The 16692-nt window shown below is 61.8% G+C and carries 16 protein-coding genes and 1 tRNA gene; 10 read left to right on the top strand and 7 right to left on the bottom strand.

Going from position 1 to position 16692, the window contains the following annotated elements; translation table 11 throughout:
• Positions 1–400 precede the first annotated feature (400 nt).
• The 5 genes from SM763_RS00815 to SM763_RS00795 all read left to right on the top strand — a co-directional run bounded on the left by SM763_RS00815 (position 401) and on the right by SM763_RS00795 (position 6087).
• Positions 401–949, top strand: a complete 549-nt coding sequence (locus SM763_RS00815; RefSeq protein WP_368997043.1) for a hypothetical protein — start codon at positions 401–403, stop codon at positions 947–949.
• 277 nt (positions 950–1226) lie between these two features.
• Complete coding sequence (cysS, locus tag SM763_RS00810) at positions 1227–2621, top strand: cysteine--tRNA ligase (RefSeq protein ID WP_368997042.1); 1395 nt, start codon at positions 1227–1229, stop codon at positions 2619–2621.
• A 109-nt stretch (positions 2622–2730) separates the two neighbouring features.
• Positions 2731–4353, top strand: coding sequence for a citramalate synthase (cimA, locus tag SM763_RS00805; protein WP_368997041.1), 1623 nt, complete (start codon positions 2731–2733; stop codon positions 4351–4353).
• The gene (locus tag SM763_RS00800; RefSeq protein WP_368997040.1) at positions 4353–5321 is read left to right on the top strand and encodes an alpha/beta hydrolase; all 969 of its coding nucleotides are present in this window, start codon (positions 4353–4355) and stop codon (positions 5319–5321) included. The genes cimA and SM763_RS00800 overlap by 1 nt, the downstream gene beginning before the upstream one ends.
• The gene (locus SM763_RS00795; RefSeq protein ID WP_368997038.1) at positions 5311–6087 is read left to right on the top strand and encodes a squalene/phytoene synthase family protein; all 777 of its coding nucleotides are present in this window, start codon (positions 5311–5313) and stop codon (positions 6085–6087) included. Before SM763_RS00800 ends, SM763_RS00795 begins: the two co-directional genes overlap by 11 nt.
• Before the next feature lie 88 nt (positions 6088–6175).
• On the opposite strand, the gene SM763_RS00790 is transcribed toward SM763_RS00795, so the two are convergent.
• Entirely contained in the window at positions 6176–7396 is a 1221-nt protein-coding gene (locus tag SM763_RS00790; protein WP_274828046.1) for an MFS transporter, read from the bottom strand.
• 105 nt (positions 7397–7501) lie between these two features.
• On the opposite strand from SM763_RS00790, the gene SM763_RS00785 reads away from it, so the two are divergent.
• Both SM763_RS00785 and SM763_RS00780 read left to right on the top strand, forming a co-directional pair.
• Positions 7502–8176, top strand: a complete 675-nt coding sequence (locus SM763_RS00785; protein ID WP_368997036.1) for a DNA-3-methyladenine glycosylase family protein — start codon at positions 7502–7504, stop codon at positions 8174–8176.
• Positions 8173–8838, top strand: a complete 666-nt coding sequence (locus tag SM763_RS00780; protein WP_065270179.1) for an alpha/beta hydrolase — start codon at positions 8173–8175, stop codon at positions 8836–8838. The genes SM763_RS00785 and SM763_RS00780 overlap by 4 nt, the downstream gene beginning before the upstream one ends.
• Before the next feature lie 27 nt (positions 8839–8865).
• Here SM763_RS00780 and SM763_RS00775 read toward each other — a convergent pair whose 3' ends face one another.
• Entirely contained in the window at positions 8866–9555 is a 690-nt protein-coding gene (locus SM763_RS00775) for an rRNA large subunit pseudouridine synthase E (protein WP_274834460.1), read from the bottom strand.
• Between the two features lie 216 nt (positions 9556–9771).
• On the opposite strand from SM763_RS00775, the gene SM763_RS00770 reads away from it, so the two are divergent.
• On the top strand, positions 9772–10356 hold the full coding sequence (locus SM763_RS00770) for an HNH endonuclease (RefSeq protein ID WP_274832184.1): 585 nt from the start codon (positions 9772–9774) through the stop codon (positions 10354–10356).
• A gap of 8 nt (positions 10357–10364) precedes the next feature.
• Here SM763_RS00770 and ocd read toward each other — a convergent pair whose 3' ends face one another.
• Both ocd and rocF read right to left on the bottom strand, forming a co-directional pair.
• The gene (gene ocd, locus SM763_RS00765) at positions 10365–11429 is read right to left on the bottom strand and encodes an ornithine cyclodeaminase (RefSeq protein ID WP_368997034.1); all 1065 of its coding nucleotides are present in this window, start codon (positions 11427–11429) and stop codon (positions 10365–10367) included.
• Complete coding sequence (gene rocF, locus SM763_RS00760; RefSeq protein ID WP_368997033.1) at positions 11426–12352, bottom strand: arginase; 927 nt, start codon at positions 12350–12352, stop codon at positions 11426–11428. Before rocF ends, ocd begins: the two co-directional genes overlap by 4 nt.
• 116 nt (positions 12353–12468) lie before the next feature.
• Here rocF and SM763_RS00755 point away from each other — a divergent pair, with 116 nt between their 5' ends.
• On the top strand, positions 12469–12894 hold the full coding sequence (locus SM763_RS00755; protein WP_065273447.1) for an Lrp/AsnC family transcriptional regulator: 426 nt from the start codon (positions 12469–12471) through the stop codon (positions 12892–12894).
• A gap of 28 nt (positions 12895–12922) precedes the next feature.
• On the opposite strand, the gene SM763_RS00750 is transcribed toward SM763_RS00755, so the two are convergent.
• A complete protein-coding gene (locus SM763_RS00750; protein ID WP_274832188.1) occupies positions 12923–13387 on the bottom strand; it encodes a disulfide bond formation protein B in 465 nt (154 codons plus the stop codon).
• On the bottom strand, positions 13384–13962 hold the full coding sequence (locus SM763_RS00745; protein WP_368997030.1) for a YqaA family protein: 579 nt from the start codon (positions 13960–13962) through the stop codon (positions 13384–13386). The genes SM763_RS00750 and SM763_RS00745 overlap by 4 nt, the downstream gene beginning before the upstream one ends.
• A gap of 159 nt (positions 13963–14121) precedes the next feature.
• Between SM763_RS00745 and SM763_RS00740 the strand changes: the two genes are divergently transcribed.
• Positions 14122–14207: transfer RNA gene (locus tag SM763_RS00740), tRNA-Leu, on the top strand.
• A gap of 186 nt (positions 14208–14393) precedes the next feature.
• On the opposite strand, the gene tkt is transcribed toward SM763_RS00740, so the two are convergent.
• The gene (gene tkt / locus SM763_RS00735; RefSeq protein WP_368997028.1) at positions 14394–16415 is read right to left on the bottom strand and encodes a transketolase; all 2022 of its coding nucleotides are present in this window, start codon (positions 16413–16415) and stop codon (positions 14394–14396) included.
• Between the last annotated feature and the right edge of the window lie 277 nt (positions 16416–16692).

Below are 16692 nucleotides of genomic sequence, written 5' to 3'. Positions count from 1 at the left end.
CCGATGGTGCGCCAGACCAGACTGACCAAGCATTGCTCCTCCTGCATCCGTGCGCCCTCCTTTCACGGTTTCAGGATGGCAGCGCGACAATGCAAAACTATCGTGTTTGCGACCGATGTGAAAAAAACGTCATCTATTTCACGAGCGCGCTCGGACGATGGAGGGTTGCGCGGGGACGCCGCGCAAGGGCTGGGGAATGTTCTGGAAATTTCACGGTGGGAAAGTAGCGCGTTTTCAAAACGTTATAACAAGGCGGTGATTTTGCGGGGGAATGGCCACAGCACACGCGATACGGGAACAAAGTGTTAAGAGATTTTTGACAAGCTGGATCACGGGGATGCCGCGCCATCACTGGCGTAAAATAACGTACCGATACAGGTGCGAAAACAGGACCGAAACAATGTCAGGGGTTTTCCAGCTTCATCATCTCAGCACCAGTGTCATCGGGGCGATAACCGGGCTTGCGCTGGCCATTCCCGCAGCGGCGGGGGACTGGTCCACCTCCTTTGTGGCACGCTCTTTGGGGCAGGCGGGATCCGGCGGTAATGGTGCATATGTCGCTCGGTCGGGGCTGCAGTCAAACGGGGCTGCCACGCTGCAGGCTGGGTTCGATCATGACTATGGTGAGCTTGTCCTCGGTGGCACGGTCCGGCAGGGCGGCGGTCTGGATATTACTGGCCTTGGCGGTCAGTCAGACAGTCAGCAGCTGCATCTGCGGGCCGGATATGATTTTGGCGATGCCCTCGGTTATGTCACGCTGGGCGAGGTTCAGCACGGTGCGTCCTCTGGTCTGGCGCCGAGCCAGGTCTTTGGTCTCGGGTTGCGGGTCTCGGTGAACCGTGTGTTGCAGATGACCGGCGAATTTCGGCACCATGATGTCGACTCGGCAAATGCGCTTGCGGGCCAGGGCGGCGATATCCTGTCAGTGCGGGCCGCTTTCCGGTTCTGAAGGCGGCACCGGGTCTGCAAAGGGTTGGCGAGACCATGGGCAGAAAGAGCTAGCATAGCATTGCGAAATGCTTGGCGGCGGGGCCGGGGCGTGCTAACAGCCATCCCATGACCCGAACCGCCGCGCCTATCTCCATTAGCTGCTGCATTACCTGCTGAATTTCACAGCGGGCTGGTTTCTGTCGTTCCCTTCCAACTGACAACTTGCTAAGCCCGCGCTGCGCCCCTGTGCGCCTGGCCTTGAGCCCTGCACGCCCGTGCCTGTCAAAGGAGCTGTCATGACGACGACCGACACAGTGACCCAACCGGTGATCAAACTGCACAACACGAAGACCCGCAAGAAAGAAGTCTTCACTCCGATCGATCCGGAAAACGTGCGGATGTATGTCTGTGGTCCCACGGTCTATGACCGGGCGCATCTCGGCAACGCACGGCCTGTCGTGGTGTTCGACGTGCTCTACCGGCTGCTGCGGCACGTCTATGGCGCGGATCACGTGACCTATGCGCGCAACTTCACCGACGTGGATGATAAGATCAACGCCCGCGCTGCCGAAAGCGGTCGTGCGATCGGAGAGATCACCGCCGAGACAACGCAGTGGTTCCTGGATGACATGGGCGCCCTTGGCGCGCTGGAGCCGAACCACATGCCGCGGGCAACGGAATATATTCCCCAGATGGTCGCGATGATCGAGGATCTGATCGCCAAGGGCCACGCCTATGCCGCCGAAGGTCACGTTCTTTTCGCCGTCGACAGCTGGCGCGAGGGCTATGGCAAGCTGTCGGGGCGTTCGGTCGACGACATGATCGCGGGCGCCCGGGTCGAGGTCGCGCCCTACAAGAAGAACCCGATGGATTTCGTGCTGTGGAAACCGTCGAGCGACGATCTGCCTGGTTGGGACAGCCCATGGGGCCGCGGACGCCCCGGCTGGCATATCGAATGCTCGGCCATGTCCTATGAGATTTTAGGCGAGACCTTTGATATTCACGGAGGCGGCAACGATCTGATGTTCCCGCACCACGAAAACGAGATCGCGCAAAGCTGCTGCGCCCATCCCGAAGGCGAGTTCGCGCGCTACTGGCTGCACAATGAGATGCTGCAGGTCGAAGGCAAGAAGATGTCGAAATCGCTCGGCAATTTCTTCACCGTGCATGACCTGCTGGACCAGGGCATTCCGGGTGAGGTGATCCGGTTTGTCTTCCTGTCGACCCACTATCGCAAACCGATGGACTGGACCGAGAAGAAGGCAAAGGAGGCTGAGGCGACGTTGCGCAAATGGCGGGCCTTGACGAAGGGCGTCGAACCCTCCGCCCAGGCTGCTGCCGCGGTTCTGGAGGCGCTGGCGGATGACCTCAATACCGCTGGGGTGATTGCAGAGCTGCACAAATTGGCTGCCGCAGGAGATGCGGCGGGCCTTCTTGCTTCGGCGCAGCTGGTTGGTCTTCTGGGAGTGGACATCGGTGCATGGGCCGAGGGTCCTGATGTGGATGTGTCTGCCCATGAGACGCGCCTGTTCGAGGCCCGTCAGACTGCCATGGAAAGCAAGGACTTCTCTGAAGTAGATCGACTGAAGACGGCCTATATGGACGCAGGACTGGAAGTCCGGATGAGCAAGACAGGCGTCGAACTGGTACCGGGGCCGGGGTTTGATCCGGCCAAGCTGGACGAGATCTGATCCGACCCGCCCGGAGCGTGTCTCCGGGCAGCGCCCGACCCGCCCCATGGGCGGGCGCTTTACGCCCACCCCGGGCCGGGCGCCGCCCGGTGAACACAACGAGGCAGGAATGAGCAAAGAACGTCTCTACCTTTACGACACCACGCTGCGCGATGGGCAGCAGACGCAGGGCGTGCAGTTCTCGACTGCCGAAAAACAACAGATCGCTAAGGCGCTGGATGATCTGGGGATCGATTACATTGAGGGCGGATGGCCCGGCGCCAATCCGACCGACAGTGCCTTTTTCGAGGTGGCGCCGAAAACCCGCGCGCGGCTGGCGGCCTTTGGAATGACGAAACGGGCAGGGCGCTCGGCTGCCAATGACGATGTTCTGGCGGCAGTGATGAACGCGGGAACCGATACGGTCTGCCTAGTCGGAAAATCACACGATTACCACGTGACGGCCGCGCTCGGCATCACGCTGGAAGAGAACCTTGAGAATATCGGCGCCTCGGTGGCGCATATCGTGGCCGAGGGACGCGAGGCGCTGTTTGACGCCGAACATTTCTTTGATGGCTACAAGGACAATGCGGAGTATGCGCTGGCCGCCTGCCGTGCGGCGCTGGATGCGGGGGCGCGCTGGATTGTTTTGTGCGACACTAACGGCGGTACCTTGCCCGCCGAGGTCTATCGCATCGTGACCGAGGTGATCGCGGCAGGCATTCCCGGGGAGCGCCTTGGCATCCATACGCACAACGACACCGAAAACGCGGTGGCCTGTTCGCTGGCGGCCGTGGATGCGGGCGTGCGGCAGGTGCAGGGCACGCTGAACGGGCTGGGCGAACGCTGTGGCAATGCCAATCTGACGACGCTGATCCCCTCGCTACTGCTGAAGGAACCCTATGCCAGCCAGTTCGAGACCGGCGTCAGCCTTGAGGCGCTGACCAGCCTCACGCAACAAAGCCGGATGCTGGATGATATCCTCAACCGGGTGCCGATGAAGCAGGCGCCCTATGTCGGGGCCTCGGCCTTTGCCCATAAGGCGGGTCTGCACGCCAGCGCGATCCTGAAGGATCCGTCGACCTATGAGCATATCCAGCCTGAACTGGTGGGCAACGCGCGCATCATTCCCATGTCCAATCAGGCCGGTCAGTCGAACCTGCGCAAGCGGCTGACCGACGCCGGGCTGAACGTGGAAAAGGGCGATCCGGCACTGGCACGGATCCTTGACCGGATCAAGGCGCGTGAGGATGAAGGATACTCCTACGACACGGCGCAGGCCTCGTTTGAGCTGCTGGCGCGCGAGGAGCTGGGGCAACTGCCGACGTTTTTTGAGGTGAAGCGCTACAAGGTCACGGTTGAGCGGCGCAAGAACAAGTACAACAAGATGGTGAGCCTCTCCGAGGCGGTCGTTGTCGTGAAGGTGGACGGCGAAAAACGCCTGTCGGTCAGCGAATCCATGGATGAAACCGGCAGCGACCGCGGCCCGGTGAACGCGCTGGCGAAGGCGCTGGCCAAGGATCTGGGGCGTTACTCCGAGGTGATCGACGATATGCGTCTGGTGGACTTCAAGGTGCGCATCACTCAGGGCGGCACCGAGGCGGTGACGCGTGTGGTCATCGACAGCGCCGACAATCAAGGCCGCCGCTGGTCCACGGTGGGCGTTAGCCCGAACATCATCGACGCCTCTTTCGAGGCGCTGCTGGATGCGATCCGCTGGAAGCTGATCCGCGACTGCGCGCCGGAAGCATGATGGAAGCGCTGATCCGGGCGGCGGCTATCGGTCTGGCCATCACGGCGGTGCTGCCCTTTGCTTTGATCCTGTCGCAAAGGCCTGCAGATATGCTGCCTGCGGCGCCGGAAAAGGGGCTGGATTTCTCTGCGGTCTCTGCGGGGCCGGACATGCCAGAGCCGGAGACCGTTCCGATGCGGGATGGCTATCCGCTGCAGGTGCGCAGCTTCGACAACGGCGCCGGGCCGCTGGTGGTCATGGTACATGGGTCCGGCTGGAATGGGCTGCAATATGCCACGCTTGCACCGCAGATCGCAGGACATGTTCTGGTGCCGGATCTGCGCGGGCACGGAGCCGCCCCCGGGCGGCGCGGCGATGTGGAGTATATTGGCCAGCTGGAGGATGACCTTGCGGACCTGATCGCAGCCCGCGTGCAACCGCGGCAGAAAGTTGTTCTGCTGGGGCATTCCTCGGGCGGCGGGCTGGTGGTGCGCTTTGCCGGGGGGCAACATGGGGGCATGCTGGACCGCGCCGTTCTTCTGGCGCCGTTCCTGAAGTATGACGCCCCGACAACCCGCAAGAATTCGGGCGGATGGGCGCAGCCGCTGACGCGCCGGATCATCGGGCTTTCGATTCTGAATGCCTTGGGGATCACGTGGTTCAATCACCTGACCGTGATCCAGTTCGCCATGCCGAAACAGGTTCTGGATGGACCGCTGGGGCATCTGGCGACGACGGAATATTCCTACCGACTCAACACCTCTTACGCACCGCGAAGCGACTATCTGGCGGACATTAGGGCTCTTCCGGAATTCTTTGTAATGGCAGGGGAAAAAGACGAAGCCTTTGTCGCGGAGGGCTATGAGCCACTGATGGCGCAAGTGACGCACCGGGGGAGCTATCGCATCATTCCGGGTGTCGGCCATCTTGGCATCGTCGATGCGCCGGAAACTGCAATGGCCGTGAAGGAGTTCCTAAATGGAATTTGATGACGATCTGAAAGGCTGCGCCGAGTTGGTCCGGCAGGGCGATCCGGACCGCTTCATGGCGACCATGGCGGCGCCCGTTGCAGCGCGTCCGCTTCTGTTCGCGCTTTATGCCTTCAACCTTGAACTCTCCCGCGCGCCCTGGGCCAGCCAGGAAAGCATGATCGCAGAGATGCGGGTGCAATGGTGGCGCGATGTCGGCGCCGAAATCGCAGAGGCGAAGCAGGTGCGCCGTCACTATGTGGCGACCCCGCTTGGGCGGCTACTTCGCCCCGAACTGGCGAAAGAGATTGACCCCATGGCCGAGGCGCGGCGCTGGGACATCTACCGCGATCCTTTTGAGGATGAAGCGGCGTTTGATACCTATATCGATGCCACCTCGGGTAGCCTTTTATGGATGGCAGCAGCTTCGCTGGGCGAGGCGGAAGAAGAAACCGTGCGCGCCTTTGGACGTGGCATCGGCATTGCCAACTGGCTGCGCGCAATCCCGGAGCTGGAAAAACAAAAACGGGTGCCCTTGCTCGATGGCACCACCAAGGGTGTGCAGCAGCTAGCGGAAAAGGGATACCAATATCTGGCGCAAGCGCGGCGCGCGCGCGGCAGCGTGTCGACGGCAGCGGCCCCGGCGATGCTGGCGGGCTGGCAGGCGCAGAGTATCCTGAAACAGGCGATCGGGGAACCAGAACGGGTTGCGGCAGGCGCGCTTGGCACCAGCGAATTCCGCCGCCGTAGCGGGTTGATGATGCGGGCCGCGCTGGGGCGCTGGTAGGCGGGCGCGTTTGAGGCGGTAGGTCTTTGTAATCGAACAAAAAAAGCCGCCCACTGGGCGGCTTTTGTGTTTTGGCTGAGCAGCGCCGTCAGACCCGCTTGGGCCGCAGGGCGAGCCAGACCAGCGCGCCGCCGGCCAGCACCAGGAAGGGCGCCATCGCCATGTTGACCGCGCTCCAGCCATCCACCGGCGAGCCGCCCGAACAGTTCATCAGACCGCCCGAGGCGAGCGAGGCCATGGTGACACCGCCAAAGACCAGAAGGTCGTTCAGACCCTGCATCCGGCCACGTTCGTGCGGCTCATGCGCGCCCGCCAGCATGGTGGTCGCGCCGATAAAGCCGAAGTTCCAGCCAACACCAAGCAGGACAAGCGCGATGAAGAAGTTGCCCAGATCGACGCCTTGCAGCGCCACGGCGCCCGCGCCGGCCAGAATGACCAGACCCGCAGCAACGATCTTCTCCACGCCGAAACGCGCGATCAGGTGACCGGTAAAGAAGGAGGGCACATACATCGCCAGCACGTGAGAGGTCACCACATCGGCGGCGTTGCCCTCGGTATAGCCGCAGCCGACCACGGCCAGCGGGGTCGAGGTCATCACCAGGTTCATCAGCGCGTAGGAAACCATTGCACAGATCACCGCCACCGCGATCACCGGGGTTTTCAGCAGCTCGATACGGCTGCGGCCCTTGGGGGCGTCATGGCTGGGGACCGGCGGTTTCGGGATGTTCAGGAACAGAAACAGCGCCGCGCCCACAACGTTGACCGCGATCACCGCCATATAGGTTCCGAAGAAGGGGATGACAAAGGCCTGGCTGGTCGCCTTGACCAGCTGTGGGCCGATGATGGCCGACAAGAGCCCGCCCGCCATCACGTAGGAAATCGCCTTGGGACGGAACTCTTCGGACGCGGTATCGGCGGCGGCAAAGCGGTAGAAACCATGCGCGCTCATGTAGACGCCGGTCAGAAGGCTGCCGAGCAGGAACACAGGGAATGAGCCGAGATAGAGACCATAGGCGCCAACGATGCCGCCGAGCGCTCCGAACAGCGCCCCGGTAAAGAAACCCGCGCGGCGGCCCCAGCGCTGCATGATCGCCGAAATCGGCGTTGCCGCCATCATCGACCCGGCGACGATCAGTGAGATCGGCAAGGTGGCGAAACAAGGGTTGGAGGCCAGCGACTGCCCCGCGAGGCCGCCAATGGTAAAGATCATCGGCATCTGAGCGCCGAGGAAGGCCTGCGCCATCACGAGAATGGCAACATTCTTCTTGGCGACTCTGTCGTCGGTGGGGGTGGTCATGGTCTGTGTCATGTGGGATGCGTAACCCTGAATGTGAGCGGGAACAAGACGCCTGGCGCGCCTCATCGGGCGTCCGTCGGCAGTTTTGTGAAAATTAACAGATGAAGGAAACGTGACGTGGCGTCACACACAGATACAGAGAGCCGTGTAGTCACGGATAACGGGGTTGGACGGATCATTCACAGCGATGCATGCGTTATCGAAGGCGCGGAATGGCTGGCGGCGCGGCACCCACGCTTTGCCGATGCGTTGGCCCAGATCGAAACTTTGCCACTGCGGCGCCATCCTGATGGTTTTGCGGAGTTGTTGAATGCCATCGTGGGCCAGCAGCTCAGCATTGCTTCGGCGGCCTCGATCTGGACCCGGATGTCCAATGCGGGGCTGACCGAACCGGATGCGATCATCGCGGCCAGCGACGAGGAAATGCGCGCAGCCGGGCTTAGCCGTCAAAAGGTCCGCTATGCGCGGGCTTTGGCGGAGGCCTCTATTGATTTCAATGCCTTGCGGAGTAAACCGGATGCGGAAGTCGTGGCGATCCTGACCGAAGTTTCCGGCATCGGGGTCTGGACCGCGGAAATCTATGCAATGTTTGCGCTGGGGCGGGCGGATGTCTTCGCGCCCGGCGATCTGGCCTTGCAGGAAGGCGCGCGGCTGTTGTTCGATCTGCCGGAACGTCCCAAGGAACGCGCCTTGCGCAAAATGGCCGAAGACTGGTCGCCCTGGCGCGCGGTTGCGGCACGGGTGCTCTGGGCCTATTACCATGTGAAGAAGGACAGGGAAGGGATCCGATGACTCGTGTATTGACTGCTGGCCGCAAAGAGCCGCTTTCCGGCTCAACCCGCTCGGTTGTGGTGTTTCTGCATGGCTATGGCGCCAATGGAGCCGACCTGCTGGGGCTGGCCGATCCGCTGGCCGAGCACCTGCCGGACACGCTGTTCGTGGCGCCTGATGCGCCCGAAAACTGCGCCGGGGCGCCGATGGGCTATCAGTGGTTCCCGATCCCCTGGATCGATGGGTCCTCCGAAGAAGAAAGCATGCGCGGCATGCAGGCCGCCGTCGAGGATCTGAATGCCTTCCTCGACGCGCTGATGGTGGATGAGGACGTACTGCCCGAGCAGGTGGTGCTGTTCGGCTTCTCGCAAGGCACCATGATGAGCCTGCACGTGGCACCGCGCCGCGAGGATCCGGTGGCCGGGATCGTTGCCTTCTCTGGCCGCCTGCTGAGCCCAGACACCTTTAAGGACGAGGTGGTCAGCCGGATGCCGGTGCTGCTGGTGCATGGCGATGCGGATGACGTGGTGCCGGTGCAATCCCTGCCCGAAGCCGCCGAAGCCCTGCAGGAAGCCGGATTTCAGGACGTCTTTGCCCATATTCAGAAGGGTACCGGCCATGGCATTGCCCCCGACGGGCTGAGCGTCGCGCTCGCCTTCATGCGGGACAAGCTGAGCCTCTGACCGGCGCGGACGCCGAACAGGAAGAATTCAGGACGGGCGGCGAGGCTTACGGGGCTTGCCGCCCGTTTTCTTTTGATCGGTGTCTTTGGCTTTTTCCTTGGCCCGTCTCGCCTGCGCCCGGCGGTTTGGCAGCTGCGCGGGTTTGGGCCGCCCCGGTACCTTTGGCGGCTCCAGATCTTCCCATGTGGCCTGTGCCAGCCCATCCAGGGTCCAGGCGCCAATGGCATAACGGATCAGCCGCAATGTGGGATGGCCGACCGCAGCAGTCATCCGGCGGACCTGCCGGTTGCGCCCCTCGGTAATGGTCAGCTCGATCCATGTGTCGGGCACCGATTTGCGGACCCGGATCGGCGGGTTTCGCGCCCAGAGGCCCGCCGGTTCATCAATCCGCCGCGCCTTGGCGGGTTTGGTCTGCCCGTCTTTCAGCTCCACCCCCTGCCGCAGGGCCTGCAGCGCGGCCTCGTCGGGCGTGCCTTCGACCTGCACCCAATAGGTCTTTGCCATCTTGTTGCGCGGATCGCTGATCCAGGCCTGAAGGCGGCCATTGTCGGTCAGCAGCATCAATCCCTCGCTGTCGCGATCCAGACGGCCAGCGGGGTAAACGCCGGGGCAATCTATGAAATCGCTCAGCGTCTTGCGTGGGCCCCCTTCTGTGCTGCGGTCGGTGAACTGGGGCAGAACGTCAAAGGGTTTGTTAAAGCGGATAAGCCGGGTCATGGCGCCGCAATAGGCCTCGCGTTTGAAAGGCGCAAGTTTCTTGAGCAGGCCCGTCACCTGCCTGTCACGGAATCGGCCTATGCCTGCCGTCGAGATGTTGTAGCGCGCAAGGGGCTTGCCAGCTTTCTACCGCGATATATAGTTAATCTCAGACTGGGGCGGGTTCCCCGCTCTGGTGTCAGGTAACGGGCAGGCAGGGCGAGGAAGACGTTTAGAATGGACGGCGATTTCAGAACAGACTTTGTACGGGACCCCGGGGCGCTGAAACAGCACCCGGCCTTGGTACTGAATGCGGACTATAGGCCACTTTCCTATTATCCGCTGTCATTGTGGCCGTGGCAGGATGCGGTCAAGGCAGCCTGGCTGGACCGGGTGGCGATCGTTGCGGAATATGACACCGTCGTGCATAGCCCCAGCACCGAGATCCGAATACCGTCGGTTGTCGTCCTCAAAGATTATGTCAAACCTCAAAAGCGCGTGGCCTTCACGCGCTTTAATTTATTTCTGCGGGACGAATTCTGCTGTCAGTACTGCGGCGCAAGGGGCGATCTGACATTCGATCACGTGGTGCCCCGCGCTGCTGGCGGCGTGACCAGCTGGGAAAACGTCGTCGCGGCCTGTTCCAGGTGCAACCTGCGCAAGGGGTCAAAATCGCTGCACCGGGCCGGGATGCACTTGCGCAAGGCGCCCAAACGCCCCGGCGCCGAGGAGCTGCGCAATATCGGGCGCAAGTTTCCACCCAACCATCTGCACGACAGTTGGATGGACTTTCTTTACTGGGATTCCGAACTGGAGGCCTGAGCCGCAGTTTATGCGGGGTGCGCGGTTCCGGCCCGTTGCAGCATGCCGAACAGATCGCGCGGATCATCCGGGTCTGCCAGCATGTCGAGTTCGATGAAGAATTCGCTGTCCTTGATCTGGTCGCGGATATACCGCAGGGCGCTGAAATCCTCGATGGCGAAGCCGACGCTGTCGAACAGGGTGATCTGCCGGTCGTCCCGGCGCCCCTGCTTTTGGCCGGTAATGACCTGCCATATCTCGGTAACTTCGAAATCCTCGGGCATCTGCTGGATCTCGCCTTCGATGCGGGTCTGCGGCGGGAATTCCACAAAGACATCCGACCGGGACAGGATACCTGCCGCTAGCTCCGTCTTGCCGGGGCAGTCACCGCCGATGGCATTGATGTGCACACCGGGGCCGACCATATTGTCGCTGAGGATGGTGGCATATTGCTTGTCCGCGGTGCAGGTGGTCAGGATCTGCGCGCCCTCAATCGCTTCTTCGGCTGTTTTGCAGGACACCACCTCAAGACCGCAGCCCGCCAGGTTGCGGGCGCATTTTTCGGTGGCCTTGGGATCCTGATCGTAAAGGCGTACGGATTTCAGCCCGCAGATCGCCTTCATCGCCAGTGTCTGGAACTCTGACTGGGCGCCATTTCCGATCATCGCCATGGTGTCTGCGCCCTTCGGCGCCAGATGTTTGGCCACCATGGCCGAGGTCGCCGCGGTGCGCAGCGCCGTCAGCATGGTCATTTCCGTCAGCAGCACCGGATAGCCGGTATAGACATCCGCCAAGAGGCCAAAGGCGGTCACGGTCTGCAGCCCCTCCGAGGTGTTTTTGGGGTGGCCATTGACGTATTTGAACCCGTATGCCTCCCCATCCGAGGTGGGCATCAGTTCGATCACGCCGACATCAGAATGGCTTGCCACGCGCGGGGTCTTGTCGAACAGCTCCCAGCGGCGGAAGTCCTCTTCGACATAGGCAGCGAGGTCGCGCAGCATGTTTTCCACGCCGGTGTGATGGATCAGGCGCATCATGTTGTCGACGCTGACAAAAGGCACCATGGCTTTGGCGGAAGGATTGAGGTTGGTCATTGGTAGCTCCGTGTGGGGCGGTCAAAGACGCGGCGGCCCAGGGCCGAGGCGCAGAGATCGACCATCAGATGCGCGGTGCGGCCGCGTTCATCGAGGAAAGGGTTGAGTTCGACAAGGTCGAGCGAGGTCATCAACCCGGAATCATGCAGCATTTCGCAGATGAGATGCGCTTCACGCACCGTGGCGCCGCCGGGCACCGTGGTGCCCACCGCCGGGGCGACAGAGGGGTCGAGGAAATCCACATCCAGCGACACGTGCAGCATGCCGTTCTGGGCTGCCACATGGTCCAGAAACGCGGCCAAGGGGCCAGTGATACCGTTTTCGTCAATGTCGCGCATGTCGTGGCGCCGGATCCGGCTGCCTTCCAAAGCCTGCCGCTCGGGCGTATCAACAGACCGCAGGCCGAACATGCAGACGTTCTCCTCGGGCACCGGGTTCTTTACAGCTGGAAACCCGTCAAAGCCTTCGCGACCGGTGAAATAGCCAACCGGCGTGCCGTGCAGATTGCCACTGTCGGTGGTTTGCGGTGTGTGGAAATCGGTATGTGCATCCAGCCACAGCACGAATTGCGGCCGGTTCTGCCGGGCGGCGTAATTGGCCACACCGATGACGGAGCCAAGGGACAGCGCGTGATCACCGCCAAGGAAAATTGGCAAGCCTTGCTCCATTGCGGATGCAGCAGCATCGCGGAGCGCGCTGGTCCAACCGATGGTCTGGTTCAGCGAGAACAGCCGCGAGTTCGCCTCGTCCGGCGGGTGCGCTGCGGGTGTCACCGTGCCAAGGTCCGTCACCTGATGGCCCAGATCGGTCAAGGCCTTGGACAATCCGGCGGTGCGATAGGCATCGGGTCCCATCAGGCAGCCGGCGCGACGTTTTCCACTGTCTACCGGCGCGCCGATCAGAATGCAGTTCTGTGTGCTCACGGGGGAAGGATCTCCATCACGATTGTGTCGAGCCTTCAGAGGAACTCCAATACGGGGTGGATTGAAGTCAATATTTTGGCCATAATGCGTGGCAATTTCACGTAATGGAGGTGGGTTTGGACAAAACGGATGAGCGGCTGATCGCGGCACTGCGCCACAATGCACGGGCGTCCCTGTCCGATCTGGCGCTGGAGCTGAACCTGTCACGCACTACGGTGCGGGCGCGCATCGAACGGCTACAGGCGCGGGGGGACATCCTGGGGTTTACCGTTGTCCTGAAGGAGGACGTGCTGCGGGATCCGGTGCGCGGCTTGATGATGATCGGGATCGAGGGACGCGGTGCCAGCCGGATCACGCGGCAACTGCATGGTCTGCCAGAGGTGCGTGCAATCCACACAACAAATGGGCGCTGGGACCTGATCGTGGAACTTGGCACGGAAACGCTGGAGACGCTCGATTCTGCGCTTGCGAAGATCCGCAACTTTGATGGGGTCTCCACCAGCGAAACCAATCTACTGCTGGCCACCAAGAAAGAGACCTGAAGGGCCGCGTTTCAGCGGCCCTCTGGTATCAGCGACGCTGCCGCGCTGCCGCAATCCAGATCAGCATCAGCCCGGCAGAGATCACTGCGTTCCAGCCCGCCATCGAAACACCAAACATCTCCCACGGGATCTCATCGCAGCGTACCATCGGCGCGGCCATGATCTGCTCCATCAACTGATCAGGTGTCAGCCCGGTAATCGATCCCGAGGTGCAGGCGCTCGGTCCTTCCCACCAGCCCTGTTCGACACCGGCGTGATAGGCCCCGATGGTTGAGGTCGCCAGCGCTGCCAGCGCGCCGAGGTAGGGGAAGAATGCGCCCGGGATCAGGATTGCCAGCGCCCCGATGCCAACGGCGGCGGCATGGGGATAACGCTGCCAGTAGCACATTTTGCACGGCGGCATTTCACCGATGTACTGAAAGCCAAAGGCCCCCAGCAAAAGGGCAGCGGATCCGCCTGCTGCAATCAGGATCAGGAAGGTTCTGAACGTCATAGGTATCTCACCACAAGAAAGCCGCCGAAAAGAAGCACGACAAAGGCCGTGAAAACAAGACCGAGCCGCCGCTCGATAAAGGCGCGTACCGGCGCGCCGAACAGGCGCAGCAGCGCCGCGACCGCGAAAAACCGCAGCGATCGCGCGAGGATAGAGGTTGCAACGAAGGTCACCAGCGGCATACCGGTCCAGCCGGACATGATGGTGATCACCTTGAACGGGAACGGCGTGATGCCCGCGCCCAGAACCGCCCAGAAGCCAAAGTCGTTGAACCGGGAGTTAAAGGCCTCCATGGCATCCGCCTTACCCATCATCTCAAGGATGGGCTGACCGATGCCTTCGTAGAAGAAGGCACCGATGGCATAGCCCAGAAGCCCGCCCAGAACCGAAGAGACCAGCGCCACCAGGGCAATCAACCAGGCCCGCGAGGGGCGCGCCAGAATCATCGGGATCATCAGCACATCTGGCGGGATCGGAAAAACCGAGCTTTCGGCAAAAGAAACGATGGCCAGCCACCACAGCGCCCGCGGATGATCCGCCAGCGCCATCGTGCGATCATATAGTCTGCGTAACATTGACCATCCGCCCTTAACCCCAGTGGCGCCGAGGTTGCACGCAGGCGCGGCAAGGTCAACATGCGGGTGGGGACTGAGAGGCGTTTGCACAGAATTATGCCATGGGGCCGCGTTTGGCTCTGGACCTCATCTGCCGCCTTGGGTAACAACAGCCCCGAGGCCCAAGTGGCGGAATGGTAGACGCAGGGGATTCAAAATCCCCCGCCTTAACGGGCGTGCCGGTTCGAGTCCGGCCTTGGGTACCAGCCTCAACCCCATCTAAATTTTTGAATTCACAAGTGTTGCCACATCGGGGTTATCCGGTGCTTTCGATATTGTGACCTGGCCTCAACAGCTTGACGTCTGTTCTTGCTTCACACTTCACGGGTCGGAAATGAAAAGAGGCGCCCGGTTGGGGCGCCTCTGATCTCATCGATAGGATGGTCCGCAGATCACCCAAGCAGCTCTTTTGCCTTTGCAACGGTGGCCTCTGCGGTGATGCCGAATTTCTCGAACAGCTCACCTGCAGGTGCGGAGGCTCCGAAGCGGTCCATGCCCACGAATGCGGCTTTCTTCTCCTGGCCACGCTCTCCCAGCAGCCAGCGGTCCCAGCCACCGGCGCGCACGGCGGCCTCGATACCAACACGCACGGGGCCTGCGGGCAGGACCTTGCGGCGGTAGGCTTCGTCTTGCTGAGCGAAGAGCTCCATGCAGGGCATGGAGACGACGCGGGTGCCGATACCTTCGGCTTCCAGCTTGGCCTTGGCTTCCATCGCCAGCGAAACCTCAGAACCGGTGGCGATCAGGATCACCTGACGCTTGCCTTCGGCCTCGGCCAGGACATAGGCGCCCTTTTCGGTGAGGTTGCTCAGCTTGTGCTCGGTGCGCACGGTGGGCAGGTTCTGACGCGTCAGCACCATGACCGAGGGCGTTTCCTTGGCGGTAACCGCGATTTCCCAGGCTTCTGCAGCCTCCACCGTATCGGCGGGACGGAACACATAGGTGTTCGGGGTTGCGCGGCAGATCGCCAGATGTTCGACCGGCTGGTGGGTCGGGCCATCTTCGCCAACACCGATGGAATCATGGGTCATGACAAAGACGGTCGGGGTCTTCATCAGCGCCGCCAGACGCATCGACGGACGCGCGTAATCGGTGAAGCAGAAGAAGGTACCGCCATAGGGGCGCATGCCGCCGTGCAGGGTCATGCCGTTCATCGCAGCGGCCATGCCGTGCTCACGGATACCCCAATAGACGTAGCGGCCCTTGCGGTTGTCGGTGTCAAAGACGCCAAGATCGCCGGTCTTGGTGTTGTTGGAGCCGGTAAGGTCAGCCGAGCCGCCCACGGTTTCAGGCATCAAGGGGTTGATCACCGCCAGCGCCATTTCGCTGGATTTACGGGTGGCGACCTTGGGCTGCTCTTCGCTGATCTGCTTTTTCAGGGCCTTGATGGCAGCAGAGAGCTTTTTCGGCGCTTCCAGTGCGTAGGCGCGGTTGAACCGCTCCTGTTTCTGCTTGGACAGCTCGGCAAAGCGCGCCTCCCAGGCCGCGCGGTTAGCGGCGCCACGGGTGCCGATGGCTTCCCACTGGGCTTTGACCTCGGCGGGGACCTCAAAGGCGCCGAGCGGAGCGCCATAGGCTTCTTTGGCGGCTTTCAGCTGCTCGGCATCGGTCAGTGCGCCGTGACCCTTGGAGGTGTCCTGCGCGGCGTGGCCAAGGGCGATATGCGTCTTGCAGGCGATCATCGAGGGTTTCTGCGCCTTCTTCGCGGCGGTGATGGCCGCGTCGATGGCTTCGGGATCGTGACCATCGATTTCCTGAACGTGCCAGCCGGAGGCCTTGAAGCGCTGGATCTGGTTGGTGCGGTCAGAGAGTTCAACCGAGCCGTCGATGGTGATGTTGTTGTTGTCCCACAGCACGATCAGCTTGCCCAGTTTCTGACGACCGGCAATGCCGATGGCCTCCTGGCTGATGCCCTCCATCAGGCAGCCGTCGCCTGCGATTACATAGGTGTTGTGATCGACGACCTTCTTGCCGTAATGGGCGCGCTGCATTTCTTCGGCCATGGCAAAGCCGACGGCGTTGGCGATGCCCTGACCCAGCGGACCAGTGGTGGTTTCCACCGCATCGATCAGGAAGTTTTCCGGATGGCCCGCGGTCAGCGCGCCCATCTGACGGAAGTTCTTGATCTGATCCAGCGTCACCTGCTCATCGCCCATGAGATAGAGAAGCGAATAGATCAGCATGGAGCCGTGGCCTGCCGACAGGATGAACCGGTCACGGTCGGCCCATTTTGGGGCCTTTACGTCGAATTTTAGATGCTTTTCAAACAGGACGGTGGCCACATCGGCCATGCCAATCGGCATGCCGGAGTGGCCGGAGTTTGCGGCAGCGACGGCATCAAGGGTCAGGGCGCGAATGGCGGCGGCCTTGTTCCAATGCTCGGGATTTGCGGTGCGCAGGGCTGTCAGATCCACTGAACTGTTCCTTTAGGTTGGCAGGCTGATGAGCCGCTGAATACCAGTGATGGGGCAAAGATCAAGCGTTGGCAGGCGTTTCTGTGTTTCGAACGCGAAGGACCGCTTGCAAGTGCTTGAAAGCAAAGAGGCGGTGTTTTACTCCTGCAAGGGTGAAGCTGCGCGTATGATCGGCAGGCATGTGCGATTCGCACAGCGGTGCAAAGCAGAGGTGCAAACCGGCACGGCAGGAGGCAGCGCGAAGATCGCGCCAGCGAGATGGACGGGTGAGGGACAG

This window comes from Pseudophaeobacter sp. C1-32P7 (assembly GCF_041008775.1).
In the GTDB taxonomy this organism is placed as follows: Bacteria; Pseudomonadota; Alphaproteobacteria; order Rhodobacterales; family Rhodobacteraceae; genus Phycobacter; species Phycobacter gallaeciensis_A.
This window is presented reverse-complemented; position numbering and strand designations above follow the sequence as displayed.

Bases quoted from the DNA above. Each gene is read 5' to 3' on its own strand.
- SM763_RS00815 (WP_368997043.1), top strand. From the start codon at position 401: ATGTCAGGGGTTTTCCAGCTTCATCATCTCAGCACCAGTGTCATCGGG.
- cysS (WP_368997042.1), top strand. From the start codon at position 1,227: ATGACGACGACCGACACAGTGACCCAACCGGTGATCAAACTGCACAAC.
- cimA (WP_368997041.1), top strand. From the start codon at position 2,731: ATGAGCAAAGAACGTCTCTACCTTTACGACACCACGCTGCGCGATGGG.
- SM763_RS00800 (WP_368997040.1), top strand. From the start codon at position 4,353: ATGGAAGCGCTGATCCGGGCGGCGGCTATCGGTCTGGCCATCACGGCG.
- SM763_RS00795 (WP_368997038.1), top strand. From the start codon at position 5,311: ATGGAATTTGATGACGATCTGAAAGGCTGCGCCGAGTTGGTCCGGCAG.
- SM763_RS00790 (WP_274828046.1), bottom strand. From the start codon at position 7,396: ATGACACAGACCATGACCACCCCCACCGACGACAGAGTCGCCAAGAAG.
- SM763_RS00780 (WP_065270179.1), top strand. From the start codon at position 8,173: ATGACTCGTGTATTGACTGCTGGCCGCAAAGAGCCGCTTTCCGGCTCA.
- SM763_RS00775 (WP_274834460.1), bottom strand. From the start codon at position 9,555: ATGACCCGGCTTATCCGCTTTAACAAACCCTTTGACGTTCTGCCCCAG.
- SM763_RS00770 (WP_274832184.1), top strand. From the start codon at position 9,772: ATGGACGGCGATTTCAGAACAGACTTTGTACGGGACCCCGGGGCGCTG.
- ocd (WP_368997034.1), bottom strand. From the start codon at position 11,429: ATGACCAACCTCAATCCTTCCGCCAAAGCCATGGTGCCTTTTGTCAGC.
- SM763_RS00750 (WP_274832188.1), bottom strand. From the start codon at position 13,387: ATGACGTTCAGAACCTTCCTGATCCTGATTGCAGCAGGCGGATCCGCT.
- SM763_RS00745 (WP_368997030.1), bottom strand. From the start codon at position 13,962: ATGTTACGCAGACTATATGATCGCACGATGGCGCTGGCGGATCATCCG.